Here is a 23,280-nt window from a genome sequence, read left to right on the forward strand (position 1 = left end):
CCGCGTGGCCTCCGAACCAGCAAGCTGGTCCGCAGATGCTCCTTAGAAAGGAGGTGATCCAGCCGCACCTTCCGGTACGGCTACCTTGTTACGACTTCGTCCCAATCGCCAGTCCCACCTTCGACCGCTCCCCCCCTTGCGGGTTGGGCCACGGGCTTCGGGTGTTACCGACTTTCGTGACGTGACGGGCGGTGTGTACAAGGCCCGGGAACGTATTCACCGCAGCGTTGCTGATCTGCGATTACTAGCGACTCCGACTTCACGGGGTCGAGTTGCAGACCCCGATCCGAACTGAGACCGGCTTTATGGGATTCGCTCCACCTCACGGCTTAGCAGCCCTTTGTACCGGCCATTGTAGCATGTGTGAAGCCCTGGACATAAGGGGCATGATGACTTGACGTCATCCCCACCTTCCTCCGAGTTGACCCCGGCAGTCTCCCATGAGTCCCCGCCATAACGCGCTGGCAACATGGAACGAGGGTTGCGCTCGTTGCGGGACTTAACCCAACATCTCACGACACGAGCTGACGACAGCCATGCACCACCTGTACACCGGCCACAAGGGGGCCAATATCTCTACTGGTTTCCAGTGCATGTCAAGCCCAGGTAAGGTTCTTCGCGTTGCATCGAATTAATCCACATGCTCCGCCGCTTGTGCGGGGCCCCCGTCAATTCCTTTGAGTTTTAGCCTTGCGGCCGTACTCCCCAGGCGGGGTGCTTAATGCGTTAGCTGCGGCACGGAGGACGTGGAAGTCCCCCACACCTAGCACCCACCGTTTACGGCGTGGACTACCAGGGTATCTAATCCTGTTCGCTCCCCACGCTTTCGCTCCTCAGCGTCAGTATCGGCCCAGAGACCCGCCTTCGCCACCGGTGTTCCTCCTGATATCTGCGCATTTCACCGCTACACCAGGAATTCCAGTCTCCCCTGCCGAACTCAAGTCTGCCCGTATCGACCGCAGGCTCGGGGTTAAGCCCCAAGTTTTCACGGCCGACGCGACAAACCGCCTACGAGCTCTTTACGCCCAATAATTCCGGACAACGCTCGCACCCTACGTATTACCGCGGCTGCTGGCACGTAGTTAGCCGGTGCTTCTTCTGCAGGTACCGTCACTTGCGCTTCGTCCCTGCTGAAAGAGGTTTACAACCCGAAGGCCGTCGTCCCTCACGCGGCGTCGCTGCATCAGGCTTTCGCCCATTGTGCAATATTCCCCACTGCTGCCTCCCGTAGGAGTCTGGGCCGTGTCTCAGTCCCAGTGTGGCCGGTCACCCTCTCAGGCCGGCTACCCGTCGTCGCCTTGGTAGGCCATTACCCCACCAACAAGCTGATAGGCCGCGGGTCCATCCTGTACCGCCGGAACTTTCCAACCAACCCCATGCGGGGAAGGCTCGTATCCGGTATTAGACCTAGTTTCCCAGGCTTATCCCAGAGTACAGGGCAGGTTACCCACGTGTTACTCACCCGTTCGCCGCTCGTGTACCCCGAAGGGCCTTACCGCTCGACTTGCATGTGTTAAGCACGCCGCCAGCGTTCGTCCTGAGCCAGGATCAAACTCTCCAATAATGAATGAGTTGATCGCTCGGACAACCACTGACATGAATTTGTCAGCTGTCCAGTAACAATCTCAAAGGAATCCTCTTGACGAGGATCATAATTTACTGGCTATTCGGCACGCTGTTGAGTTCTCAAAGAACACGCGCTCATCATCACGTTCCGCAGACGCGGCCCGATCCGAGGCTAGTGCTTCATTCTACGTTTGTACTTGAAACCAGACGCCCTTGGCCGCAGCACCTCAAGAAGAGGCCGGACTGGGTCTTCCGTTTCGCAGGTCACCCACTCTACCACACTATCTGGGAGCTTGGTTCGTGACCCTGGTCCTCCGCCGCGCTCCGTTCCGGTGTTTCCCGGCCCGTTCCGCGCTGGCAGAGAGAAAGTTACACGCACCCGAACCCGAGGTCAAATCGGGGGCGCAGGCCAGTGCCGCAGCACCAAACCGCAGGTCAAGCGGCCTGCGGCAGGCCTACCGACACGCTATCCGACCCGCAGCGGCCACAACAGTGTGACCGCGATCACACCAAATGATGACGAAGGCCGCCGCCCCCAGCGGGGACGGCGGCCTCGGCGAACGAAGAACGCGCAGGTCAGCGACCTGCGAACTGGATCAGCGCCGGACCTTCACGCCCGCGAAGTTCCGCTTGCCGCGCCGCACGACCAGCCACGTGCCGTGCAGCAGGTCCTCGGCGGTGGGCGTCCACTCCTCGTCGGTCACCTTCGTGTTGTTCACGTAGGCGCCGCCCTCCTTGACCGCGCGCCGCGCCGCGCCCCTGCTGTCGGCCAGGTCGCCCGCGATCAGCAGGTCCACGATCGTCGGCGCGTCCGCCAGGGCCACCTCGCCGGACGGCACCTCGGCCATGGCCGCGTCGAGCGTGGACAGGTCCAGCTCCCGCAGCTCGCCCCGGCCGAACAGCGCCTGGCTGGCCACGACGACCTGCTCCCGCTCGTGCTGCCCGTGCACCAGGTCGGTGAACAGCTCGGCCAGCTTGCGCTGCGCCGCCCGCAGGTGCGGGGCGCTCGCGGTCTGCTCCTCCAGCTCCGCGATCTCCTCGCGGGACAGGAAGCTGAACAGCCGCAGGTAGTGGATCACCTCGGCGTCGCCGACGTTCACGAAGTACTGGTACCAGGCGTACGGCGAGGTCATCGACGGGTCGAGCCACACGTTGCCGCCGCCGGTGGACTTGCCGAACTTCCGGCCCTCGGAGTCCGTCACCAGCGGCGCGGTCATGGCGTGCACGGCGTGCCCCTCGACCTTGCGGATGAGGTCGACGCCGCCGACGAGGTTGCCCCACTGGTCGGAGCCGCCGATCTGCAGCGCGACGCCGTGGTCGCGGTGCAGCCGCAGGTAGTCGTGCGACTGGAGCAGCAGGTAGCTGAACTCGGTGAACGACATGCCGTCGCTGGCCAGGCGGCGCTTGACCGTCTCGCGGGCGAGCATGACGTTGACCGAGAAGTGCTTGCCGACGTCGCGCAGGAACTCCAGCACCGGCATCGGGCCGGTCCAGTCCAGGTTGTTGACCACGATCGCGCCGGTCGGGCCGTCGTCGAACTCGACGAACCGCTCCAGCTGCCCCTTGATCCGCCCGACCCACTCGGCGACCGTGTCCACCGGGTTGAGCTGGCGCTCGGCCGTGTCGCGCGGGTCGCCGATCATGCCGGTGGCGCCGCCAGCGAGGATCACCGGCCGGTGACCGGCGCGCTGGAATCGGCGGAGCATCAGCAGGGGGACGAGGTTGCCCGCGTGCAGGCTCGGGGCGCTCGGGTCGAACCCGCAATAGAGGGTGAGCGGCCCCGAGTCGAGGTCCTCGCGCAGGGCGTCGAGGTCGGTGGACTGCGCGATCAGGCCGCGCCAGGTCAGCTCGTCGAGGATGTGCTCACTCACGCGGACCATTGTCGCCCACGCGGTCCACCGCTTTTGACCGGCATCACTCCCCCACCCGGTGGAAGGCCGCGGTGGCGAGGACGGCTGCGTGGTCGGCGGGCGAGTAGCCGTGGCCGGTGAAGCGCTCGACGGCGGTGAGGCCCTTGGCCTCCCGGTGGCGGTGGTCGGTGACGTCCAGGCCGTCGAGCAGCGCGCGGACCTCGTCAGGGCAGCCGTCCGGGACGCTGAACGGCTCGAACGAGATCAGCGCCCGCCCGCGCTCGGCGAAGGACAGGGTGGTCACGGCGCCTGAGGTCCAGAACATGCTCGCCGCGCGGCCGTGCCCGGACAGCCGGGCGAGGAGCGAGGGGTCGGCGCACTGGTGGCCGTTGTCCTCCCAGAGGGCGAACACGCCGTCGGCGACCTCGGCGAAGGCGATCCACGGGATGAGCACCCGGTAGTCGGTCTCGGATCGGACGTGCTCCCACTCGGCGGGGCCGACCGGGGGCGAGCTGCTGCCGAGGGCGGTGAGCAGGTGCTCGCGGGTGGTCCCGGTGACGACGGTGATGGTGCTGGCCTGGGCCAGGTCGCTGTCCTCGACCCAGCGGTGGTGCGCCCAGGGCGGGGTGGGGCGGTCGGGCTCGGGTTCGCCGCGCAGGCGGTGGCCGAGGCGGTCGGTGCGCTTGTGGACGACCTGGGGCGCGCGGGGCGCGGGCCAGACGGTGATCGAGTAGCGCTCGGTCTCGTCGCCGTCGCGGCTGCTGGCCTCCACGAGGGCGCGGTAGTCGCCGGGCCAGGGCGGGGTCTCGGTGGTGCGCGGAGCGTAGGAGGCCTGCCAGGCAGGCGGGTTCATCGGGTCGGGCAGGGGCTCGCCGTTCACGGTGGCGCCGCCCCTGGGCGCGGTCCAGCTGATCTCGACGGTCTCGTCGAGGTGGAACGAGGGGGCTGCCGGGGCGCGCACGGCGCGGAAGTCCAGCCTGACCCGCCCGCCCGCGACCCCGGTGCGGATCGCGATGCCGCCGTCGATCTCGGTGACCAGGCCGTTCGCCGAGAAGTCGGGATCGGCCGCGTCGGGGAGCGGGTGCTCGGCGAGGGTGAAGCGGTGCCGGGTGATGTCCGGGCAGGAGCTCGCGTTGAGCTGTTCCGGGTACTCGGCGCGGTGGGCCTCCAGCACGGCCTCCGCGTAGCCGTTCGGTTCCGGGCGGGTCGGGATCAGCAGGGCCGCGGCGGCGACGCCCGCGCAGACGACGGCGGGGTGCTCAGGACGGGGCCGCAGGGTGCGCAGCAGGGCGGATGCGACGGCGACGCCGAGCGCGAGGTGTGCGGCGCCGTGGTGGGCGGAGATCGTCTCCTCGTCACCCGTGCCCGGTCCGGTCAGGGCGTCCGCGAGCGCGGGGTGCGCGGCGAGGGACTCGACGAGGTCGGCGACCGCGTCGGTGGCTCCCCGGTGGGCCGCTTCGAGGAAGGTGAGACTCTCGTACGCCTTGCCCCTGCCCGACACCACGAGGACGCCGAACGCGGCCGGGGGCTGCAGGACCTCGGGAACGGGTGCGGTGGTGGTGAGGGTGTCCACGGTCGGGGCGAGCGCGGTGAGCGCCTGCTCGGCGGTCGTCCACAGCTCCTCCCTATCCATCGCCTCGGCCGCGCGGGACCTCGGGAACGGGGTGGGGTCGCGGGGTGGGCCGGGGCGCAGGCGGCCCAGGGTCGCGGCGGGGCCGGTCGGGATCAGGGGGCGCAGTCTGGCGACGTCGGCGGCGATGGTGGTGGCTAAGGCGTCGATCTCACCCATGTGGCCATCTTGCACTACGCACCGTCACCAGTTGGTTCACCCTGGGCGGCGAGACTTCGCACTGATGGTCAATTGCCCTGCGCCCCCGCGTGGTCCAGTTTGACGGGCATGGCGAGTGATCTGCAGAAGCGGAAGATGTCCGCGGTCTTCGGCGCGATGGACGCCAACGGGGACGGCAAGCTGGAGAAGGCCGACTTCGACGCGCTGACCACGCGGTGGCTCGCGGTCAGCCGGGACGCCGACGCCGGGGTGCTGCGCTCGACCATGGACCAGTGGTGGACCGTGCTGCGCGAGGCGTCGGACCACAACGACGACGACGAGGTCACCCTGGACGAGGTGATCGCGGCGGCGGGCGACCAGATGCTGATGCTGGACCTGGTCGTGTCGACCGCCGAGGCGATGTTCGAGGCCGTGGACCTGGACGGCAGCGGGTCGGTCACCGCGCAGGAGTACGCGACGATGATCCACGCCTGGACCGGGAACGACGCGTCGACCGACGAGGTGTTCGCGCTGCTCGACCTCGACGGGAACGGGGAGCTGTCCAAGTCGGAGTTCGCCCGGCACTGGGTGGAGTTCTGGGCGGGCGACGACCCGGACGCGCCCGCGAACAACGTGTTCGGGCTGATCTGACGCAGCCGGGGGCGGGCGCGCGCGGGGTCAGCGGACCCGCGTGCGCCCGCCCTTGCGGTAGGCGCTGACCGCGGGCGAGTCGACCCAGAAGCGCCAGGGGACGTCCACCGCGACGGCCACGCCCACGCGCGGTCCGGTGCGGACAGCCCCGACGGGCTCGCCCGCGTAGAGCCGCACGGTGGAGTCGGCCGAGGTGAGGTCGACGCCGTTGTGGGCGCGGTCGAGGCCGAGCACGCCGGTGAGCCGGGCGGGGCCCTTGGCCAGCTCGGCGTCGGTGCGGGCGGCGGGCCTGCGGGCGCGGGCCAGCTCGATCCCGGACACCACCTCGCCCGCCCTGATCAGCACCGCCCCCGGCACGCCGTCGGTGAGCGAGACGACGTTGCAGCAGAAGTGCATCCCGTACACGAAGTACACGTACAGGTGACCGGCCGGGCCGAACATGACGTCGTTGCGCGGGGTGCGCCCCCGGTAGCAGTGCGACGCGGGGTCGTCGCCGCCCCGGTACGCCTCGACCTCGACGATCCGCACGCCGACGGCGCCCTCGTCGGTGGTGCTCTCCAGGACCGCGCCGAGCAGGAGCTTGGCGGCGTCGACCGGGTCGACCGCCAGCTCCTGCTCGGTCAGCTGCCTGCGCGCGGGGTCAGCGGGAGCGGGCAACGGAGACCTTGTCCCGCAGCCTCTTCAGCTGCTCGGCGACCCGGACCGGCGCGGTGCCGCCGTGGGCGTCGCGCGAGGCGATGGAGCCCTCCACGGTCAGCACCAAGCGCACCTCGGGGGTGAGGTGGGGGGAGATGGCGGCGAACTCGTCGTCGGTCAGCTCGTCCAGCCCGACGCCCCGGTTCTCGGCGGCGCGCACGCACTCCCCCGCCGCCTCGTGGGCGATCCGGAACGGCACGCCCTCGCGGACCAGCCACTCGGCGATGTCGGTGGCCAGGGTGAACCCGGCGGGCGCCAGCTCGGCCATGCGGTCGGTGTCGAAGCGCAGGGTGGCGATCATGCCGGTGAGGGCGGGGAGCAGCAGCTCCAGCTGCTCGACCGAGTCGAACAAGGGCTCCTTGTCCTCCTGCAGGTCCCGGTTGTAGGCCAGCGGCTGGGCCTTGAGGGTGGCGAGCAGGCCGGTGAGGTTGCCGATGAGCCTGCCGGACTTGCCCCTGGTCAGCTCGGCCACGTCGGGGTTCTTCTTCTGCGGCATGATCGAGCTGCCGGTGGACCAGGCGTCGTCGAGCACGGCGAAGCGGAACTCGGCGGTGGTCCAGATGATGACCTCCTCCGCGATGCGGGAGAGGTTGACGCCGATCATGGCGAGCACGAACGCGATCTCGGCGGCGAAGTCGCGGGAGGCGGTGCCGTCGATGGAGTTCTCGACAGGGCCGTCGAAGCCGAGGTCGGCGGCGACCATGGCCGGGTCAAGGCCCAGCGAGGAGCCCGCGAGCGCGCCGGAGCCGTAGGGGGACACGGCGGTGCGGCGGTCCCAGTCGGCGAGGCGGTCGACGTCGCGCAGCAGGGCCTGGCCGTGCGCGAGCAGGTGGTGGGCGAGCAGCACGGGCTGCGCGGACTGCAGGTGGGTGCGGCCGGGCATGACCGCGCCGGGGTGCCGGTCGGCCTGGCCGGCGAGGGCGTCGACGACGTCGAGGACGCCGGTGGTGACGCGGCGGGCGGCGTCGCGCAGCCACATCCGGAACAGGGTGGCGACCTGGTCGTTGCGGGAGCGGCCCGCGCGCAGCTTGCCGCCCAGCTCGGCGCCCGCGCGCTCGATGAGGCCGCGTTCGAGCGCGGTGTGGACGTCCTCGTCGGCGAGGGTCGGGACGAACGCCCCGGACTCGACGTCGGCGGCCAGCACGTCGAGCGCGGCGTGCATCCGGGTCAGCTCGTCCTCGCTGAGCAGCCCGGCGCGGTGCAGCACGGCGGCGTGGGCGCGGGAGCCCCTGATGTCGTACGGGGCCAGCCGCCAGTCGAAGTGCGTGGACGCCGACAGCAGCGCCATCGCTTCGGCCGGCCCGCTGGCGAACCTGCCGCCCCACAACGCGCTCACCTGGAACAACTCCCTCACAGCCGGTGTTCGTGGCAGTGCCGCTGGGCACTGGTGGTGCAGGCGCCGGGATGGGCGGCGCCGGGTGGGACGGACCTCAGCTGGCCGTCCCGGCGTGGACTTCGGCGGGCGCGCTCCTGACGGGCGCGCTCCGGTCGGGTGCCATTCTGCACCGCTGCCCGGTGGACGCCCGCCGGGACACCGGCGGGTCGTCGGCGCGGGCGGTCACGACGGCGGGGCCGTGGCCCAGGCGCAGGGTGACGCGGCCGGTGACGTGGTGCTGGGTGTCCGCGAGCTCGGCGTCGAGGTCGCGGCGGAGCGGGGTGGACCAGCCGCCCGCGTGCACGAGCTGGGTCCAGCGGCGGTCGAGCAGGCGCTTGAGGCGCAGCTCGGCGGGGGTGAGGGTGAGCTGTTCGAGGGCCCGGTGCGCGGTGGTGAGCGCGCGGGCGGCGGGGGCGCCGGTGCGGCGGGCGAGCTCCTGGAGGAGCTGGCGGGCGGTGTGGGTCTCGCCGTCGAGGGCGACGGGGGTGCCTCGGTCGAAGGCGATGGTCGGCTCGGCCGGTTCGGGCGGGGTGGCGCCGGGGCGGTCCCACAGGGAGGTGGTCGCGGACAGACCGGTCATCGGCGGCGCGGTCGTGGGGGTGCGGGGGCTCGGGACGAGCGCGCCGGGGGCGAGACCGGCCAGGGCTGCGGCCAGGTGGCTGTCGGGGCGGCCGTGGGCGAGGCGGGTGGCGCCGAGGTGTTCGGCGGCGCGGACCAGGTGGGTGGCGAGCGCCGGGTGGGTGAGGGCGGCGCCGAGGGGGCGGGGGTCGGCGTGCGGGGCGTTGGCGCGCAGCGCGGGCAGGCAGTGGTCGTCGGCGAACGCGTCGCGGGCGTCGACGACGACGGCGTCGGACGCGCCCGCCGCGAGCGCGGCGCGGACTGCGGCGGCCACCACGCCACCGCCCTGGCCGAGGTCGACCACGACGGCGGTGACCGGTCCGGGCAGCGCGCGCAGCACGGCGGTGGAGGCCGGGCCTCCGGAGAAGGCGACAGCGGTCAGCACGGGCCCTCCTTCACGAGCGGGGCCCACCACGCGGCGGACCGGGACTTCGGCCCAGTGGAGCGGGCCGGGCGGGAACTCGGCCCGCCGAGGCGGGCCCAGTGGAAGACCGGCCCACCGGGGTGGGTGGGCCGCTTGCGGCTGTGCGGGCCGCTGAGGATGCGATCGGGGCGCCGGTCAGGACCTGACTCCGGTGGGCGGTGGCCCCCGCTCGCAGCGCGGTCCCCGGCGAGCGGCGACCCGCGTGGTCCTGCGAGCACCGCACCGCGCTCCGATGGCCTGTCGCCCGGCGGCAGGCGGGCACGCGTGCCTGTCGAGCAGCGAGCGGCGGCTGGCGCTCGGTGGGCGACCTCCGACCAGCGGCGTGTGACACCCGGCGGCTGGTGACCGGTGGGCGACGCCCAGGGGCCGGCGAGCGGCGCCGGCGGGCGACACCCGCTGGTCAGCGCCCGGCGAGCGGTGCCGGATCACCCAGAACGCGTGAGCGTCCCGGTGACCGGCCGCCTCACGTGCCGTTCTCGGCCGTTCGCTGCTCGGCCAGCGCCGTCACCCGCGCGGCCAGGTCGGCGCCGCTGAGGGGTTCGCGGGCGACCACCAGGATGGTGTCGTCGCCCGCGATGGTGCCGACGATGTCGTGCAGCGCCGCCCGGTCCAGCGCGCTGGCCAGGAACTGCGCCGCGCCCGGCGGGGTGCGCAGCACGGCGAGGTTGCCGGAGTGGTCGACCGACACCAGCAGCTCCTCCAGGACCCTGGTGAGCCTGGTGGTGCCGCCCTGGACGCCGCGCACGGGGCTGCCGTCCTCGGGGATGACGTACACCGGCGCTCCCCCGTCAGGACCGCGAAGCTTGACCGCGCCCAGCTCGTCCAGGTCGCGCGACAGCGTCGCCTGGGTGACGTCGACGCCCTCGGCCGCGAGGATCTTGGCGAGCTCCGCCTGGCTGCGCACCGCGTTCTGGCTGACCAGCTCCACGATGCGGGCCTGCCGGGCGGTTCTGCTCACGACGTGCGCCCGAGCAACCAGACCAGGAGCGCCTTCTGGGCGTGCAGCCGGTTCTCGGCCTCCTCCCACACCGCGCTGGCCGGGCCGTCGATGACCTCGTCGGTGATCTCCCAGCCCCGGTGCGCGGGCAGGCAGTGCAGCACGGTGGTCTTCTCGACGCCGGTGGCGGCGAGCAGGGCCGCGTTCACCTGGTAGGGGTGGAACGGGCGGGTGCGGTCGCGGCCGTCGTTCTCCTGGCCCATGGACGTCCAGGTGTCGGTGACCAGCACGTCCGCGCCGTCGACGGCCGCGCGCGGGTCGGTGATCACCTCGACCGAGCCGCCGGTCTCGGCCGCGCGCCTGCGGGCGTCCTCCAGCACCCACGGTGCGGTCTGGAACGCCTCGGGGGCTGCGACGCGCACGTGCATCCCGGCGGTCACGCCGCCGAGCAGCGTCGAGTTCGCCATGTTGTTCGCGCCATCGCCCAGGTACGTGATGGTGAGGCCGGCGAGGCGGCCGTGGACGCGCCGCACGGTCTGCAGGTCGGCGAGCACCTGGCAGGGGTGGAACTCGTCGGTGAGCGCGTTGACCACGGGCACGCGGGACACCGACGCCATGGCCTCGATGCGCTTCTGCGCGAAGGTGCGCCACACGACGGCGTCGACGTAGCCGGACAGGACGCGGGAGGTGTCCTCGATGGTCTCCTCGCGGCCGAGCTGCATGGAGCGGCCGTCCACGATCACCGGGTTGCCGCCGAGCTGGGCGATGCCCACCTCGAACGAGAGCCGGGTGCGGGTGGAGTTCTTCTCGAAGATCACCGCGACGGACCGGGGGCCCGCGAGCGGCTTGGGGCCGGTCGGGTCGGCCTTGAGCTCGTCGGCCAGGTCGAGGACCTCGGCCTGCTCCTGCGGTGTGAGGTCGTCGTCGCGGAGGAAGTGGCGGGGGGACATGGCGTTCAGGACTCCAGACAGGACGGGAGGTCGGCCACCAGCCGGTGGGCGTCGACCTCGTCGAGCACCAGCGGCGGCGCCAGCCGGATGACGTCGGGCTGGACGGGGTTGACCAGGTAGCCCGCCCGCTTGGCGGCGGCGGCGACGGCGGCCGACACCGGTTCGCGCAGCAGCACGCCGAGCAGCAGGCCCGCGCCGCGCACCCCGGCCACGAGCGGGTGGTTCAGCGCCTCGACGCCCGCGGCGATCTCCTTGCCGACCGAGGAGGCGTGCTCCAGCAGGCCGTCCGCGGCGATGGTGTCGAGCACGGCGAGCGCGGCGGCGCAGCACACCGGGTTGCCGCCGAAGGTGGTGCCGTGCTGGCCGGGCTGGAACAGGTCCTTGGCCGGGCCGATCGCGATGCACGCGCCGAGCGGCAGGCCGCCGCCGAGGCCCTTGGCGAGGGTGACGACGTCGGGGACGATCCCGGCCTGGTGGAAGGCGAACCAGGAGCCGAGGCGGCCGACACCGGTCTGCACCTCGTCCACGACCAGCAGCGCGCCGTGCTCGGCGGTGATGCGGCGGGCCGCCTGGAGGTAGCCCTCCGGGGGCACGACCACGCCGTTCTCGCCCTGGACGGGCTCGACGAAGAACGCGGCGGTGCTGTCGTCGATCGCCGCCTCCAGCGCGGCGACGTCGCCGAACGGGACGTGCTCGACGCCGGGCACGAGCGGCTCGAACGGGGTGCGCTTGCCGGGCTGGCCGGTCAGCGCGAGCGCGCCCATGGTGCGGCCGTGGAAGCCGCCGGTGGTGGCGACGACCTTGGTGCGACCGGTGCGGCGGCTGAGCTTGAGGGCGGCCTCGTTGGCCTCGGCGCCGGAGTTGCAGAACAGCACGCGGCCGTCGCCGTCCACCCCGGCCAGGTCGAGCAGGCGCTCGGCCAGCGCCAGGGAGGGGTGGTTGATGTACAGGTTCGAGGTGTGGCCGAGCTTGCCGATCTGCTCGGTCACGGCGGCGACGACGGCCGGGTGGGCGTGCCCGAGCGCGTTGACGGCGATGCCGCTGACCAGGTCGAGGTAGCGGTTGCCGTCGACGTCCCACACGAACGCGCCCTCGCCGCGCTCCAGCGCGAGTGCGGGCGTGCCGTAGTTGTCCATCATCACGGCCTGCCAGCGCTGCTGGTCGCTCATTCGTCGTCCCCCTCCTCGTGTTCGGTCACCATCGTCCCGACGCCCTCGGAGGTGAAGACCTCCAGCAGCAGCGAGTGGGCGAGCCTGCCGTCGATCACGTGCGCCTGCGGCACGCCGCCGCGCACGGCGCGCAGGCACGCCTCCATCTTGGGCACCATGCCGCTGTCCAACGAGGGCAGCAGCGCCTCCAGCCGGTCGGCTCCGATGCGCGCGACCAGGGAGTCGCGGTCGGGCCAGTCCGCGTAGAGGCCCTCGACGTCGGTGAGGACGACGAGCTTGCGGGCCTTCAGCCCCACGGCGACGGCGCCCGCGGCGGTGTCGGCGTTGACGTTGTGCACGACGCCCGCCGCGTCCGGGGCCACCGTGGAGATGACCGGGATGCGCCCGGCCCGGATGATGTCGAGCACCGCGTCGGGGTTGACCGCGACGATGTCGCCGACGAGGCCGAGGTCGACGTGCTCGCCGTCGACGACCGTGCCGCGCCGCTCGGCGGTGAGCAGGTGCGCGTCCTCGCCCGACAGACCCACCGCGTAGGGGCCGTGCTCGTTGAGCAGGCCCACCAGCTCCCGCTGCACCTGACCGACCAGGACCATGCGCACGACGTCCATGGCCTCGGGAGTGGTGACGCGCAGACCGCCCCTGAACTCGCTGGCGATACCCATTTTACCGAGCATCGAGGCGATCTGGGGCCCGCCGCCGTGCACCACGACCGGGTGAAGTCCGGCGAGCTTGAGGAAGACGACGTCCTGGGCGAACGCGCGCTTGAGGTCGTCGTCGACCATGGCGTTGCCGCCGTACTTGACGACGACGGTGGCGCCCTGGAAGCGCCGCAGCCACGGCAGCGCCTCGATCAGGACGCCCGCCTTCTCCAGGGCGTGCCGCTGCGCGGGTGTGGTCATGACGAGTACGCGCTGTTCTCTTCGACGTAGCCGTGGGACAGGTCCGTGGTGAGCACGGTCGCCGAGCCCTCGCCGAGGCCCAGCTCGACCACGATGGAGATGTCGCGGCCGGACAGGTCGGCCTCGGAGCGGTCGGCGGCCTTGTGCCCGTCGGCGAACAGGGTGACGCCGTTGATGGTGATGCCCAGCCGGTCGGGGTCGACCTCGGCGGCGGAGCGGCCGACGGCCATGGCGACGCGGCCCCAGTTGGGGTCGGAGCCGAACAGGGCGGTCTTGACCAGGTTGTCCTCGGCGACGGTCTTGCCCACGGTGACCGCGTCGGCCTCGGTGCGCGCGCCCATGACGGTCACGCTGATCTCCTTGGTGGCGCCCTCGGCGTCGCCCTGGAGCTGCTTGACCAGGTCGCCGGCGACGGCGGTGAGCAGCTCGGCGAAGTCGTCCGCCTCGGGCTCGATCCCGGACGCGCCGGAGGACAGCACGATCACCGTGTCGTTGGTGGAGGTGCCGCCGTCGACGTCGAGCCGGTCGAACGTCCTGGTCACGGCGTGCCGCAGGGCCGCGTCGAGCGCGTCGCCGCTGATGACGGCGTCGGTGGTGATGACCGACAGCATGGTGGCCATGTTCGGGGCGAGCATCCCCGCGCCCTTGACGAAGCCGCCCACGGACCAGCCGTCGGGGTGCCGCGTCCAGGACTGCTTGGGGTGGCTGTCGGTGGTCATGACGGCGGTGGCGGCGGCGAGACCGGCGGCCTCGGTGCCCGCCAGCTCGGCGACGGCGGCGTCGACGCCGGGCAGCAGCCTGTCCATGGGCAGCCGCTCGCCGATGAGGCCGGTGGAGCAGACCGCGACCTCGCCCGCGCCGGTGGCCAGCGCCTCGCCGACCTTCTCGGCGGTGGCGTGGGTGTCCTGGAAGCCCTCGGGGCCGGTGCAGGCGTTGGCGCCGCCGGAGTTGAGGACGACGGCGGTCAGCCTGCGCTCCTTGATCACCTGCTGGGACCACAGGACCGGGGCGGCCTTGACCTGGTTGGTGGTGAACACGGCGGCGGCGGCGTCGTTCGGGCCGTCGTTGACGACCAGCGCCAGGTCGAGCGCGCCGGACTCCTTGATGCCCGCGGCGACACCTGCGGCACGGAAGCCCTGGGGGCCGGTGACGCCCTGGGTGCGGATCATGGTGCGACTCCGATGGTGGACAGGCCGGTGGTCTCCGGCAGGCCGAGGGCGAGGTTCGCGCACTGCACCGCGGCGCCCGCGGTGCCCTTCGCGAGGTTGTCGATGGCGGCGACGACGACCAGTCGGTTCAGGTCGGGGTCGGTGGTGACCTGGAGCTGCACGGCGTTGGAGCCGAGCACGGCGCCGGTGGTGGGCCAGTGGCCCTCGGGCAGCAGGTGGACGAACGGCTCGTCCGCGTAGGCGGCCTGGTACGCGGCCCTGACCCGCGCGGCGTCCACGCCGTCGGCGAGGGTCGCGGTGCAGGTCGCGAGGATGCCGCGCGGCAGCGGGGCCAGCACCGGGGTGAAGGAGACCTTCACCGGGCGGCCCGCGACGGCGCTGAGGTTCTGGGTGATCTCGGGGGTGTGCCGGTGCGCGCCGCCGACGCCGTAGGCGGACAGCGAGCCCATGACCTCGGACCCGAGCAGGTTCGCCTTGGGCGCCTTGCCCGCACCGGACGTGCCGGAGACGGCGACCACGGTGACCTCGGGCTCGACCAGGCCGATCGCGGGGGCCAGCGCGAGCGAGGAGACCGTCGGGTAGCAGCCGGGGACCGCGATCCGCTTCGCGCCGCGCAGCGCCTCGCGGTGACCGGGCAGCTCGGGCAGGCCGTAGGGCCAGCTGCCCGCGTGCTCGCCGCCGTACCAGCGCTGCCAGGCGGCGGCGTCGGTCAGCCGGTGGTCGGCTCCGCAGTCCACGACGAGCACGTCGTCCCCGAGCTGGGCGGCCAGCGCGGCGGAGTGCCCGTGCGGCAGCGCCAGGAACACCACGTCGTGACCCGCGAGGACCTCGGGCGTGGTCTCCTCCAGGACCCGGTCGGCCAGCGGGAGCAGGTGCGGCTGGTGCGCCAGCAGCGGGGCACCCGCGTTGCCGCCCGCCGTGAGCGCGCCGATCTCCACCTCGGGATGTGCGAGGAGCAGCCGGAGCAGCTCGCCCCCGGCGTACCCGCTGGCTCCCGCGACCGCGATCCGAACCGTCATGCGGATAAGTATGCACGACTGTGCAAAGTCACTCAAAGGGGTTCGGGTCACACCACTGTCACACGGTGAGCACCACCTTGCCCAGTACACGTCCCCCGGAAAGCCGCAGCAACGCGTCCTCGGCGCGCTCCAGCGGGTAGGCGCGGTCCAGCGGGACGCGCAGCTGCCCGCGCTCCACGAAGCCGACGAGCTGGTGGAGGTCCTCGGCGCCGACGAGCGAGACGGGACAGGTCAGGCTCTGCCGGACCAGCGGGGTGAGCAGCAGCGCCCCGAGCTGCCGCTGGAGCCCGCCGAACCAGGCGCCCCCGCCCTCGCCGCCGACGATCACGAGCGCGCCGCGCGGGGTGAGCAGTCGCCGCAGGGCGCGCAGCGGCCGTCTGCCCCCGGTGTCCACGACCAGGTCGTACCGCCCGGTCGGCTCGGCCTCGCGGTGGTCGACGACCTCGTCGGCCCCCAACGAGCGCACGAACCCGGCCTTGCCGCCCGAGCACACCCCGGTCACCCGAGCCCCGAGCGCCTTGGCCAGCTGCACCGCGTACGACCCGACCCCGCCGGACGCGCCGAGCACGAGCACCCGCTCCCCCACCCGTCCGCGCACGGCCTGCAGCGCGGTCACCCCCGAGATCGGCAGCGCGGCGGCCTCGGCGAACGACAGCGACGCGGGCTTGCGCACGATCCGGTCCGCCGACGCGCGCGCCAGCTCGGCGAACGCGCCACGCCCCACCCCGAGCACCTCGTCACCGACCGCGAACCCGCGCACCCCACCCCCGACCCGCTCGACCACCCCGGCCAGGTCCGCGCCCGGCACCCGGTTCCTCGGCCGCCGCACCCCGATCGCCAGCCGCGCCACCCCCGGCTCACCGGTCACCAGGTGCCGCACGCCCTGGTCAACACCCGCCGCGCGCACCCGGACCAGCACCTCCCCCTCACCCGGCTCCGGCTCGGGGACCTCCTCGACCCGCAGCACCCCCGCGATGCCGTACGCGTCCTGCACAACAGCTCTCACCGCTCCCCCTCAGCTCATGACCCACGTGGTTGTTGCGATCAAGTTCGTGAAGCAGATCAACGCCACAGCCCTGGCCCCGCGCGGTTGAGACGACCCCGCTCACGCCCCCGACCAGGGCGTGTCCTGCTGATCTTTCTCATGATCGTGTGCCGATGACGGTGCGTAGCCGGACGTGGCGAGCTGACGGACAAGGCCTGGGCGAGGATTTCGCCACCGCTGCCCGCGCAGAGCGGGCAGCAGGGTGGCCTGTGGCGCAGCCACCGGCAGGTCATCGACGCGATCCTGCGGAAGGAACGCACCGGCGCCCCGTGGCGTGACCTGCCGGAACGGCAAGGGCCGTGGAAGACCGCGCACGAGCGTCCGGGCGCACCGGCACGCTGACGACCAAGCTCCACCCGGCCGTCGACAGCGCGGGTCTGCCGTTGGCGGTGATCCTCACCCCCGGCCAGGCCGGCGACAACCCACAACGGCTACCGCTGCTCGACAACATCCACGACATCGACATCGACATCGACGTGGACGCGGACGGGCAGCGGGTCCGCGTCGAGCGAGCGATCGCCGACAAGGCCCACGCCCACCCGAGCACTCGCGCGGCGTTACGACAGCGGCGCATCAAGGCCACCCTTCCCGAGCACGTCGACCGGATCGACCGCCGCAGCGCCAACGGCTCGGCCGGTGGCAGGCCACCGACCTTCGACCCCGACCTCTACAACCTGCGCAACGTGGTCGAACGCTGCTTCAACCGGCTCAAGCAGTTCCGCGGCCTGGCAACCCGCTTCGCGAAACGAGCCGCCTACCACCGTGCCGAGATCGTTCTCGCCAGCATCGTCCTGCACCTCAGGCGAAGATCCGCAGAACATGCCCCAGGCGGCAGTAATCGACCAGGCGCCAGCACTCGGTCAGGCGGGCACAGGTGCGCACCACCCGACCCACGATGGCGACCCAACAGGCCCGAACGCGCCCCTGTGCCGCTGCAGACGACGCGCGGCGCGAACCCTGTCGGAGCCGCCGGGACCAGGGGTCCGGCAGCAGCGCGATCCCACCGCCATGCCGGCGATGAAGACGCAGGAGAACGGGCCTGCGCGGCTCGGCGATCCACACGACTCGTCAGGTGTCGGAAGCCGTCGGGGACCGGGAATCGGAAATTGGAAATCGACCCGAAACAACCGGTCGCAGCCCTGCCCCACGGAATCTCTACCAGCGACGATCCACACAGGACATGCTTCGAACGGCTGGTCGAGGGCCCAGGTTCGAGGCCCAGGTTCGAGGGCCCAGGTTCGAGGGCCCAGTGCCCAAGTCCGGGCGGCCTGGAGGCCGAGGACTCAGGTCGGCCAGGCGACTCCGCGATCGGCGCCGAGGCCGAGGCCGCCGTGGTGACCAGTGTCAGCCCGGAGGAGCCAGAAGCAGCGCCCCGCCCCGTCCCGCTGCGGTCCTGACCCGCCTTGGTCCCGCCGCCGCAGGGACCTGGCCGTGCGTTCGTCGTGGACGTTGACCGGAGCGACCAGCCGGAGCGACCAGCCAGCAGGCGACCAGACAGCAAGCGGCCGTCGGACAGCACCCCGCCGGACGACGGTGGCAGCACCACAACACCTGACAACCGCCAGAGGCAGCTCACGTCTCCCCCTCCCCCACGTCCCCCTCCGGGTAGTGGAAGACGTCGTCCAGCGGCACCTTGAACACCCGCGCGATCCGGAACGCCATCTCCAGCGAGGGCGAGTAGCGCCCCTGCTCGATGGCGATCACGGTCTGCCTCGTGACCCCGACCCGCTCGGCCAGCTCGGCCTGGGTCATCCCGTCGCGCGCGAAGCGCAGCGAGCGGATGGAGTTGGTGACCCTCGTGGGCTTCACCACCCGTGGACCCCCCTGCGGTAGGCGACGATCTTCGCCGCGGCGCCGACCACGGCCGAGAGCACGAACGCCAGGTAGACCGCGTTGGCAATCCAGAAGCCGTCGGCGTCCAGCAGGGCGAGCGCGAGGGCCGCCACCGCGCCGAGCACGACGAAGGCCTGCCCGACGTGCTCGCCGAACCGGTTGATGTCCCGGTCCCGCTCGTCCTCCTCGCCCGCCTCCTTCGGCGCGAGCGCGGAGACCACGACGACGAGGGCGACCGTGACCACCACGGACAGCACCGTGGACCACACCAGCGGCCACTCGTAGGCCACGCCCGACAGCGGCCCGCCGCCCGCGCGCCCCAGCACGACCACCGCGTACGCGGCGTACCCCACCAGCGCGGACAGCGCCGCTATCCAGGTGCGCTTCTCGTGGAACGACATCTCCCCGACCCGCATCTCCCACCCCCGATGTCAAGCAAACCCGACATCGACCAATGTAAAGAAGACCGGACACCGTGTCAAACATCCTTCACACGGCGTCCGGCCTCACCAGGAAGAGATCACCCGCCGAAGCGGCCCAGCGCCCGGATCTTGTTGGTCGCGTCCAGCGCGGCGACCTTGTACGCCTCCGACAGCGTCGGGTAGTTGAAGACCGTGTCGACCAGGTAGTCCACCGTCCCGCCGCACGCCATGACCGCCTGCCCGATGTGGACCAGGTCGGTCGCGCCGGTCCCGAACAGGTGCACGCCCAGCAGCTTGCGGTCCTCGGTGGACACCAGCAGCTTGAGCATCCCGTACGCGTCGCCCACGATCTGCCCGCGCGCCAGCTCCCGGTAGCGGGCCAGCCCCACCTCGTACGGCACCGACGACGAGGTCAGCTCCGCCTCGGTCGCGCCGCAGTAGGAGATCTCCGGGATGGTGTAGATCCCGATCGGCTGGAGCCCGGACAGCTCGTTAGCCGTCTCCCCGAACGCGTGGTACGCCGCCAGCCTGCCCTGGTCCATCGAGGTCGCGGCCAGCGCCGGGAAGCCGATGACGTCGCCGACGGCGTAGATGTGCTCGACCGACGTCCGGTAGCTCCCGTCCACCGACAGCCGCCCCCGGTGGTCGGCCTCCAGGCCCGCGGCCTCCAGGTTCAGCGACTCGGTGCACCCCTGGCGCCCCGCCGAGTACATGACGGCCTCGGCCGCGATGCGCTTGCCGCTGGCCAGCGTGGTGACCGTGCCCTGCTCGGACACCGACACGTCCACGACCTTCTCGCCGAACCGGAAGGTCACCGCCAGGTCCCGCAGGTGGAACTTCAGCGACTCGACGATCTCCGAGTCGCAGAAGTCGAGCATCCGCTCCCGCTGCTCCACGACCGTGACCCGGCTGCCGAGCGCCGCGAACATCGAGGCGTACTCGATGCCGATGACGCCCGCGCCCACCACGACCAGCGAGGACGGGATGGTGTCGAGCTGAAGCACCTCGTCCGAGTCGAGCACCCGCGCCTCGTCGAAGTCCACCTGGGACGGGCGCGCGGGCCTGGTCCCGGTGGCGATCACGATCTTCTCGCCGCTGATCACCCGGTGCTCGCCCCGGTGCGCGCCCTCGACGGCGACGCTGTGCGGGCCGGTGAACGACCCGGTGCCGGTGAGCAGGTCGACCTGGTTGCGGTGCAGCTGCGCCCGCACGACCTGCACCTCGTGCCCGATGACGTGCTGGGTGCGCGCGAGCAGGTCGGAGATGGTGATGTCCTCCTTGACCCGGTAGCTGGCGCCGTACAGCTCGCGCTGGCTCATGCCGGTCAGGTACATGACCGCTTCGCGCAGGGTCTTGGAAGGGATGGTGCCGGTGTTGACGCACACGCCGCCGACCATGTCGGCCTTGTCCACGATGGCGACCCGCTTGCCGAGCTTCGCGCCCGCGATCGCCGCCTTCTGCCCGCCGGGGCCGGACCCGATGACGACCAGGTCGTAGTCGTACTCGCTGCTCATCGGGCCAGCGTTACACAGATCACCCGTCCGGGCGGGCTGGTCGGGGCAGTCGTGACGCGCCCTTCACGAACCCTTCAGCCGACCCGCTCAGCCCCTGGTCGCGCGGCCGGAGTAGGTCAGCGGGAACACCAGGTCCTGGCAGGCGGGCGGGATGTCGCCCGCGATCCGCACGACCATCGCGACGTCCACGGACCCCTCCGGCGGGATGATGACCGGCTGGTCCATCGGGTCCACGGTCAGCACGTCGGACCCGCACCCGTCGACCGGGTTGCGCCCCTCGTCCACCGGGTCGCCCGGCTCGGCCTGGAGCGACATGACCATGATGTCGACGTCGTTGGGGTTGGACAGCCGCACGGTGCGGGAGCCCTGCGCGCCGGGGGTCAGCTCGACCGAGGCCCCGGACACGTCGTCGATCTCGAACGGCTTGAGGTCGGCCACCCCGGCCTCGCCGCCGCTGATCGAGTAGGACACCACCGGCACCTCGGGCTCGGGCCAGGTCAGGTGCATGGACACGACCACGGCCGCGCCTGCGCCGAGGATGCTCAGCGCGACCGCGACTTCCCCCCGCGGACCGAGGTTTCGCATGGTGCAACTCCACGGTAGGACTGTTGCCCAGGCGGTGGGTTCGCCGCTAGCTCCCCATCGGACCGGCGACCAGACACGCCCGGTGGTTCATCGCTTCGCCTTCGGCCCCGGTGGACCGGCGAGGCCAATCTTGGAGAACGTTCAACTGCCGCGCAAGCACGGGGGGTCCCTGAAAAGCAGGGTTTTCCACCCCCTTATGAACCCGTTCCCACTGCTCTGAACTGGGCGTTCTCGCTATCGAGCCACCCAAAGGATTCACCCTAAAAGGTGAACCCCGGACCCGCAGAGTTGCGGGTCCGGGGTTCTTGGGCTCACGCCCGGAGCACCGCGCCCACGCTCTCGGCCGCAGCGGCCACGGCCGCGTCACGCGCCGCCGTCGCCTCCTCCACGGTCAGCGTGCGGTCGGTCGCCCGGAACCGGAGCGCGTACGCCAGCGAGCGCTTGCCCTCGCCGACCCGCTCGCCCCGGTAGTCGTCGAACAGCCGGATGTCCTCCAGCAGCTCGCCGCCCCCCGCGTCCAGCGCCTCGGCGACCCGCGCGGCGGGCACGTCGGCGTCGACCACGACGGCCACGTCGAGCAGCACCGGCGGGTAGGGCGAGACGACCGGCGCGGGCCGGTGCTCGGCCAGCGGCAGCGCGTCCAGGTCCAGCTCGACGGCCACGGTGCGCTTGGGCAGCCCCAGCGCCTCCACGACCTTCGGGTGCAGCTCGCCCGCGTGGCCGACCGGGAAGTCGCCCACGCGCAGCTCGGCGCACCGGCCGGGGTGCCACGGCGCCAGGTCCGAGGCCACCGCGCTGATCCGCACGCCGTAGGCCTGCCCGACCAGCCGCGCCACCTCGACCGCGTCCGCCCAGTCGGCCCGGCGACCGGCGCCCCACCAGCCGGGCAGCTCGCGGTTGCCGCACAGCACCGCGGCCACGTGCACCGGCTGCTGCGGCAGCGCCGCCCGCAGCGCCGCGACCTGCTCGTCGGCGGGCCGCTCGCCCACCCCGACCTCGGGCATGGCGCCCTGCTGCGCGCGAGGCAGCGTCACCTGGGCCACCGCGTACAGCGCCACGTCCTTCTGGCCGCGCGCCAGGTTGCGCTGCAGCGCGTCCAGCAGGCCCGGCACCAGGGTGGTGGCCAGCGCGTTCTTGTCCGACTCCAGCGGGTTGAGCACCGTGGTCGTGGTGCGCCGCACGTCGTCCTCGGCCAGCCCGAGCGCGTCGAACACGGCGGGCGAGAGGAACGGGAACGGCTTGACCTCGACCAGGCCGTGCTCGGCCAGCGCGCGGGAGACCGAGCGGCGGCGGCGCTGCTGCTCGGTCAGGCCCCGACCGGCCGGGACGGGCGGCAGCACCGACGGGATGCTGTCGTAGCCCTCCAGCCGGAGCACCTCCTCCACCAGGTCGGCGGGCTGGATCAGGTCGGCGCGCCAGGTCGGCGGCACGGCGGTGACCACGGTGTGGCCCGCGTCGTCCGTGCTGACCTCGACGCGGCAGCCGATCTGGCCGAGCCTGCGGGCCGTGACGCCGCGCGCGTAGGGCACGCCCGCGACCCGGTCGGGCAGGTCGATCGGCATGGACACGGCGGCGGGCAGCTCCGGCGTGCCGACGTCCGTGCGGCCGGGCTGGATGGAGCCCTCGCCGAACAGGTGCAGCAGCCGCGCGGCGCGCTCCAGCGCCACCGGGGCCAGCGCCGGGTCGACGGTCCGCTCGTACCGCTTGGCCGCCTCGCTGGGCAGCTTGTGGCGGCGCACGGTGCGGGCGATGGACTTGGGGTCCCACACGGCCGCTTCGAGCAGGATGTCGGAGCTGCTGTCGCGCACCTCGGTGCTCGCGCCGCCCATGACGCCCGCCAGCGACAGCACTCCGCTGTCGTCGGCGATGACGATGTCGTCGGGGTCGAGCGCCCGCACGGCGTCGTCGAGCGTGGTCAGCTTCTCCCCCGCCGCCGCGCGGCGCACCACGAGCCCGCCCTTGACGGCGGACGCGTCGAAGGCGTGCAGCGGCTGGCCGAGCTCGAGCATCACGTAGTTGGTGACGTCGACCGGCAGCGAGATGGAGCGGATGCCCGCCAGCATGAGCCTGCGGCGCATCCACCACGGGGTGGGCGCGGTCGGGTCCACCCCGGTGACGCGGCGGGCCGCGAAGCGCGAGCACGCGGTGGCGTCGTCGACCCGCACCGACCACACGTCGCCCTCGGCCTCGGGCACCTCGGCCAGGCCGGGGTCGCCGAACGGGGCCTCGAACGCGCAGGCGAGCTCGCGGGCCAGGCCGCGCACCGAGAACGCGTAGCCCCGGTCCGGGGTGGGCGCGACCTCGATGACGGTGTCGCCCAGGCCGAGCAGCTCGTGCGCGTCGTCACCCGGCTGGGCGGTGCCGCTGGGCAGCACGAGGATGCCCGCGTGCTCGTCGCCCAGGCCCAGCTCGCGGGCGGAGCAGATCATGCCCTCGCTGGTGCGGCCGTAGGTCTTGCGGGCGGCGATGCGGAAGTCGCCGGGCAGCACCGCGCCGGGCAGCGCCACCACGACGGTGTCGCCCTCGACGAAGTTGCGCGCGCCGCACACGATGCCGTTGACCTGGTCGGGGCCGACCTCGACCCGGCAGAACCGGATCGGCTTCTTGAACTCGGTCAGCTCCTCGATCTCGACCACGCGGCCCGCGACGAGCGGTCCGGTGACCGGGCCGAGCCCGGTGGTCTCCTCGACCTCGATGCCCACTCGCGTGAACGCCTCGGCGAGCTGGTCCGGCGTGGGGGTCTGGTCGAACTCGAGGTGCTCGACCAGCCAGGTAACCGGGATGCGCACC

The 23,280-nt window shown here is 72.1% G+C and carries 18 protein-coding genes, 1 rRNA gene and 1 pseudogene; 2 read left to right on the top strand and 18 right to left on the bottom strand.

Translation table 11 applies throughout. From position 1 onward, the window contains the following. Nucleotides 1-46: 46 nt before the first annotated feature. From AMIR_RS26990 to AMIR_RS27000, 3 genes are all read right to left on the bottom strand, one after another. A 16S ribosomal RNA gene (locus AMIR_RS26990) occupies nt 47-1,564 on the bottom strand. A 598-nt stretch (nt 1,565-2,162) separates the two neighbouring features. Next, a complete protein-coding gene (gene tyrS / locus AMIR_RS26995; protein ID WP_041838392.1) occupies nt 2,163-3,437 on the bottom strand; it encodes a tyrosine--tRNA ligase in 1,275 nt (424 codons plus the stop codon). Nucleotides 3,438-3,480: 43 nt separating this feature from the next. Continuing rightward, nucleotides 3,481-5,205: a DUF6461 domain-containing protein gene (locus AMIR_RS27000; protein ID WP_015804150.1), complete on the bottom strand. Its 1,725-nt coding sequence runs from the start codon at nt 5,203-5,205 to the stop codon at nt 3,481-3,483. A gap of 108 nt (nt 5,206-5,313) precedes the next feature. Between AMIR_RS27000 and AMIR_RS27005 the strand changes: the two genes are divergently transcribed. Then, nucleotides 5,314-5,835: an EF-hand domain-containing protein gene (locus AMIR_RS27005; protein ID WP_015804151.1), complete on the top strand. Its 522-nt coding sequence runs from the start codon at nt 5,314-5,316 to the stop codon at nt 5,833-5,835. A 27-nt stretch (nt 5,836-5,862) separates the two neighbouring features. On the opposite strand, the gene AMIR_RS27010 is transcribed toward AMIR_RS27005, so the two are convergent. From AMIR_RS27010 to AMIR_RS27055, 10 genes are all read right to left on the bottom strand, one after another. Then, nucleotides 5,863-6,492 carry a DNA-3-methyladenine glycosylase gene (locus AMIR_RS27010; protein WP_015804152.1) on the bottom strand — a complete coding sequence of 210 codons (630 nt, stop codon included), beginning with the start codon at nt 6,490-6,492 and terminating at the stop codon, nt 5,863-5,865. Continuing rightward, a complete protein-coding gene (gene argH, locus AMIR_RS27015; RefSeq protein WP_245554693.1) occupies nt 6,476-7,819 on the bottom strand; it encodes an argininosuccinate lyase in 1,344 nt (447 codons plus the stop codon). The genes AMIR_RS27010 and argH overlap by 17 nt, the downstream gene beginning before the upstream one ends. A 142-nt stretch (nt 7,820-7,961) precedes the next feature. Beyond that, the gene (locus tag AMIR_RS27020; protein WP_015804154.1) at nt 7,962-8,909 is read right to left on the bottom strand and encodes an argininosuccinate synthase domain-containing protein; all 948 of its coding nucleotides are present in this window, start codon (nt 8,907-8,909) and stop codon (nt 7,962-7,964) included. 502 nt (nt 8,910-9,411) lie between these two features. Further along, nucleotides 9,412-9,906, bottom strand: a complete 495-nt coding sequence (locus tag AMIR_RS27025) for an arginine repressor (RefSeq protein WP_015804155.1) — start codon at nt 9,904-9,906, stop codon at nt 9,412-9,414. Next, a complete protein-coding gene (gene argF, locus AMIR_RS27030) occupies nt 9,903-10,835 on the bottom strand; it encodes an ornithine carbamoyltransferase (RefSeq protein WP_015804156.1) in 933 nt (310 codons plus the stop codon). The genes AMIR_RS27025 and argF overlap by 4 nt, the downstream gene beginning before the upstream one ends. A 5-nt stretch (nt 10,836-10,840) precedes the next feature. After that, on the bottom strand, nt 10,841-12,004 hold the full coding sequence (locus tag AMIR_RS27035) for an acetylornithine transaminase (RefSeq protein ID WP_015804157.1): 1,164 nt from the start codon (nt 12,002-12,004) through the stop codon (nt 10,841-10,843). Beyond that, a complete protein-coding gene (gene argB, locus AMIR_RS27040) occupies nt 12,001-12,903 on the bottom strand; it encodes an acetylglutamate kinase (RefSeq protein WP_015804158.1) in 903 nt (300 codons plus the stop codon). Before argB ends, AMIR_RS27035 begins: the two co-directional genes overlap by 4 nt. Continuing rightward, the gene (argJ, locus tag AMIR_RS27045) at nt 12,900-14,072 is read right to left on the bottom strand and encodes a bifunctional glutamate N-acetyltransferase/amino-acid acetyltransferase ArgJ (protein WP_015804159.1); all 1,173 of its coding nucleotides are present in this window, start codon (nt 14,070-14,072) and stop codon (nt 12,900-12,902) included. Before argJ ends, argB begins: the two co-directional genes overlap by 4 nt. After that, nucleotides 14,069-15,091 (bottom strand): N-acetyl-gamma-glutamyl-phosphate reductase, encoded by a 1,023-nt coding sequence (gene argC / locus AMIR_RS27050; RefSeq protein WP_015804160.1) that lies wholly within the window; start codon nt 15,089-15,091, stop codon nt 14,069-14,071. Before argC ends, argJ begins: the two co-directional genes overlap by 4 nt. A gap of 58 nt (nt 15,092-15,149) precedes the next feature. Beyond that, nucleotides 15,150-16,097, bottom strand: a complete 948-nt coding sequence (locus AMIR_RS27055; protein ID WP_015804161.1) for an NAD(P)-dependent alcohol dehydrogenase — start codon at nt 16,095-16,097, stop codon at nt 15,150-15,152. A 180-nt stretch (nt 16,098-16,277) separates the two neighbouring features. Between AMIR_RS27055 and AMIR_RS37810 the strand changes: the two are divergent. Continuing rightward, nucleotides 16,278-16,939 (top strand): annotated as a pseudogene (locus AMIR_RS37810) (transposase); the annotation flags it as partial. A gap of 769 nt (nt 16,940-17,708) precedes the next feature. Here AMIR_RS37810 and AMIR_RS27065 read toward each other — a convergent pair. The 5 genes from AMIR_RS27065 to pheT all read right to left on the bottom strand — a co-directional run bounded on the left by AMIR_RS27065 (nt 17,709) and on the right by pheT (nt 23,279). Then, on the bottom strand, nt 17,709-17,948 hold the full coding sequence (locus AMIR_RS27065; protein ID WP_015804163.1) for a helix-turn-helix transcriptional regulator: 240 nt from the start codon (nt 17,946-17,948) through the stop codon (nt 17,709-17,711). Then, entirely contained in the window at nt 17,942-18,385 is a 444-nt protein-coding gene (locus tag AMIR_RS27070; RefSeq protein ID WP_015804164.1) for a hypothetical protein, read from the bottom strand. Before AMIR_RS27070 ends, AMIR_RS27065 begins: the two co-directional genes overlap by 7 nt. A gap of 104 nt (nt 18,386-18,489) precedes the next feature. Continuing rightward, entirely contained in the window at nt 18,490-19,905 is a 1,416-nt protein-coding gene (gene sthA, locus AMIR_RS27075; protein WP_015804165.1) for a Si-specific NAD(P)(+) transhydrogenase, read from the bottom strand. An 87-nt stretch (nt 19,906-19,992) separates the two neighbouring features. After that, complete coding sequence (locus AMIR_RS27080) at nt 19,993-20,490, bottom strand: hypothetical protein (protein WP_015804166.1); 498 nt, start codon at nt 20,488-20,490, stop codon at nt 19,993-19,995. A gap of 311 nt (nt 20,491-20,801) precedes the next feature. Then, a complete protein-coding gene (gene pheT, locus AMIR_RS27085; RefSeq protein WP_015804167.1) occupies nt 20,802-23,279 on the bottom strand; it encodes a phenylalanine--tRNA ligase subunit beta in 2,478 nt (825 codons plus the stop codon). Nucleotide 23,280 lies beyond the last annotated feature (1 nt).

The sequence above is a fragment of the Actinosynnema mirum DSM 43827 genome (assembly GCF_000023245.1).
Taxonomy (GTDB): Bacteria; Actinomycetota; Actinomycetes; order Mycobacteriales; family Pseudonocardiaceae; genus Actinosynnema; species Actinosynnema mirum.

What these genes read in the sequence shown, in the direction of transcription:
- argC (WP_015804160.1), bottom strand. Translation starts at nt 15,091, where the DNA reads ATGACGGTTCGGATCGCGGTCGCGGGAGCCAGCGGGTACGCCGGGGGC.
- AMIR_RS27080 (WP_015804166.1), bottom strand. Translation starts at nt 20,490, where the DNA reads ATGCGAAACCTCGGTCCGCGGGGGGAAGTCGCGGTCGCGCTGAGCATC.
- AMIR_RS27035 (WP_015804157.1), bottom strand. Translation starts at nt 12,004, where the DNA reads ATGAGCGACCAGCAGCGCTGGCAGGCCGTGATGATGGACAACTACGGC.
- AMIR_RS27000 (WP_015804150.1), bottom strand. Translation starts at nt 5,205, where the DNA reads ATGGGTGAGATCGACGCCTTAGCCACCACCATCGCCGCCGACGTCGCC.
- argH (WP_245554693.1), bottom strand. Translation starts at nt 7,819, where the DNA reads ATGGCGCTGCTGTCGGCGTCCACGCACTTCGACTGGCGGCTGGCCCCG.
- AMIR_RS27070 (WP_015804164.1), bottom strand. Translation starts at nt 18,385, where the DNA reads ATGCGGGTCGGGGAGATGTCGTTCCACGAGAAGCGCACCTGGATAGCG.
- argJ (WP_015804159.1), bottom strand. Translation starts at nt 14,072, where the DNA reads ATGATCCGCACCCAGGGCGTCACCGGCCCCCAGGGCTTCCGTGCCGCA.
- AMIR_RS27005 (WP_015804151.1), top strand. Translation starts at nt 5,314, where the DNA reads ATGGCGAGTGATCTGCAGAAGCGGAAGATGTCCGCGGTCTTCGGCGCG.
- sthA (WP_015804165.1), bottom strand. Translation starts at nt 19,905, where the DNA reads ATGAGCAGCGAGTACGACTACGACCTGGTCGTCATCGGGTCCGGCCCC.
- argF (WP_015804156.1), bottom strand. Translation starts at nt 10,835, where the DNA reads ATGTCCCCCCGCCACTTCCTCCGCGACGACGACCTCACACCGCAGGAG.
- argB (WP_015804158.1), bottom strand. Translation starts at nt 12,903, where the DNA reads ATGACCACACCCGCGCAGCGGCACGCCCTGGAGAAGGCGGGCGTCCTG.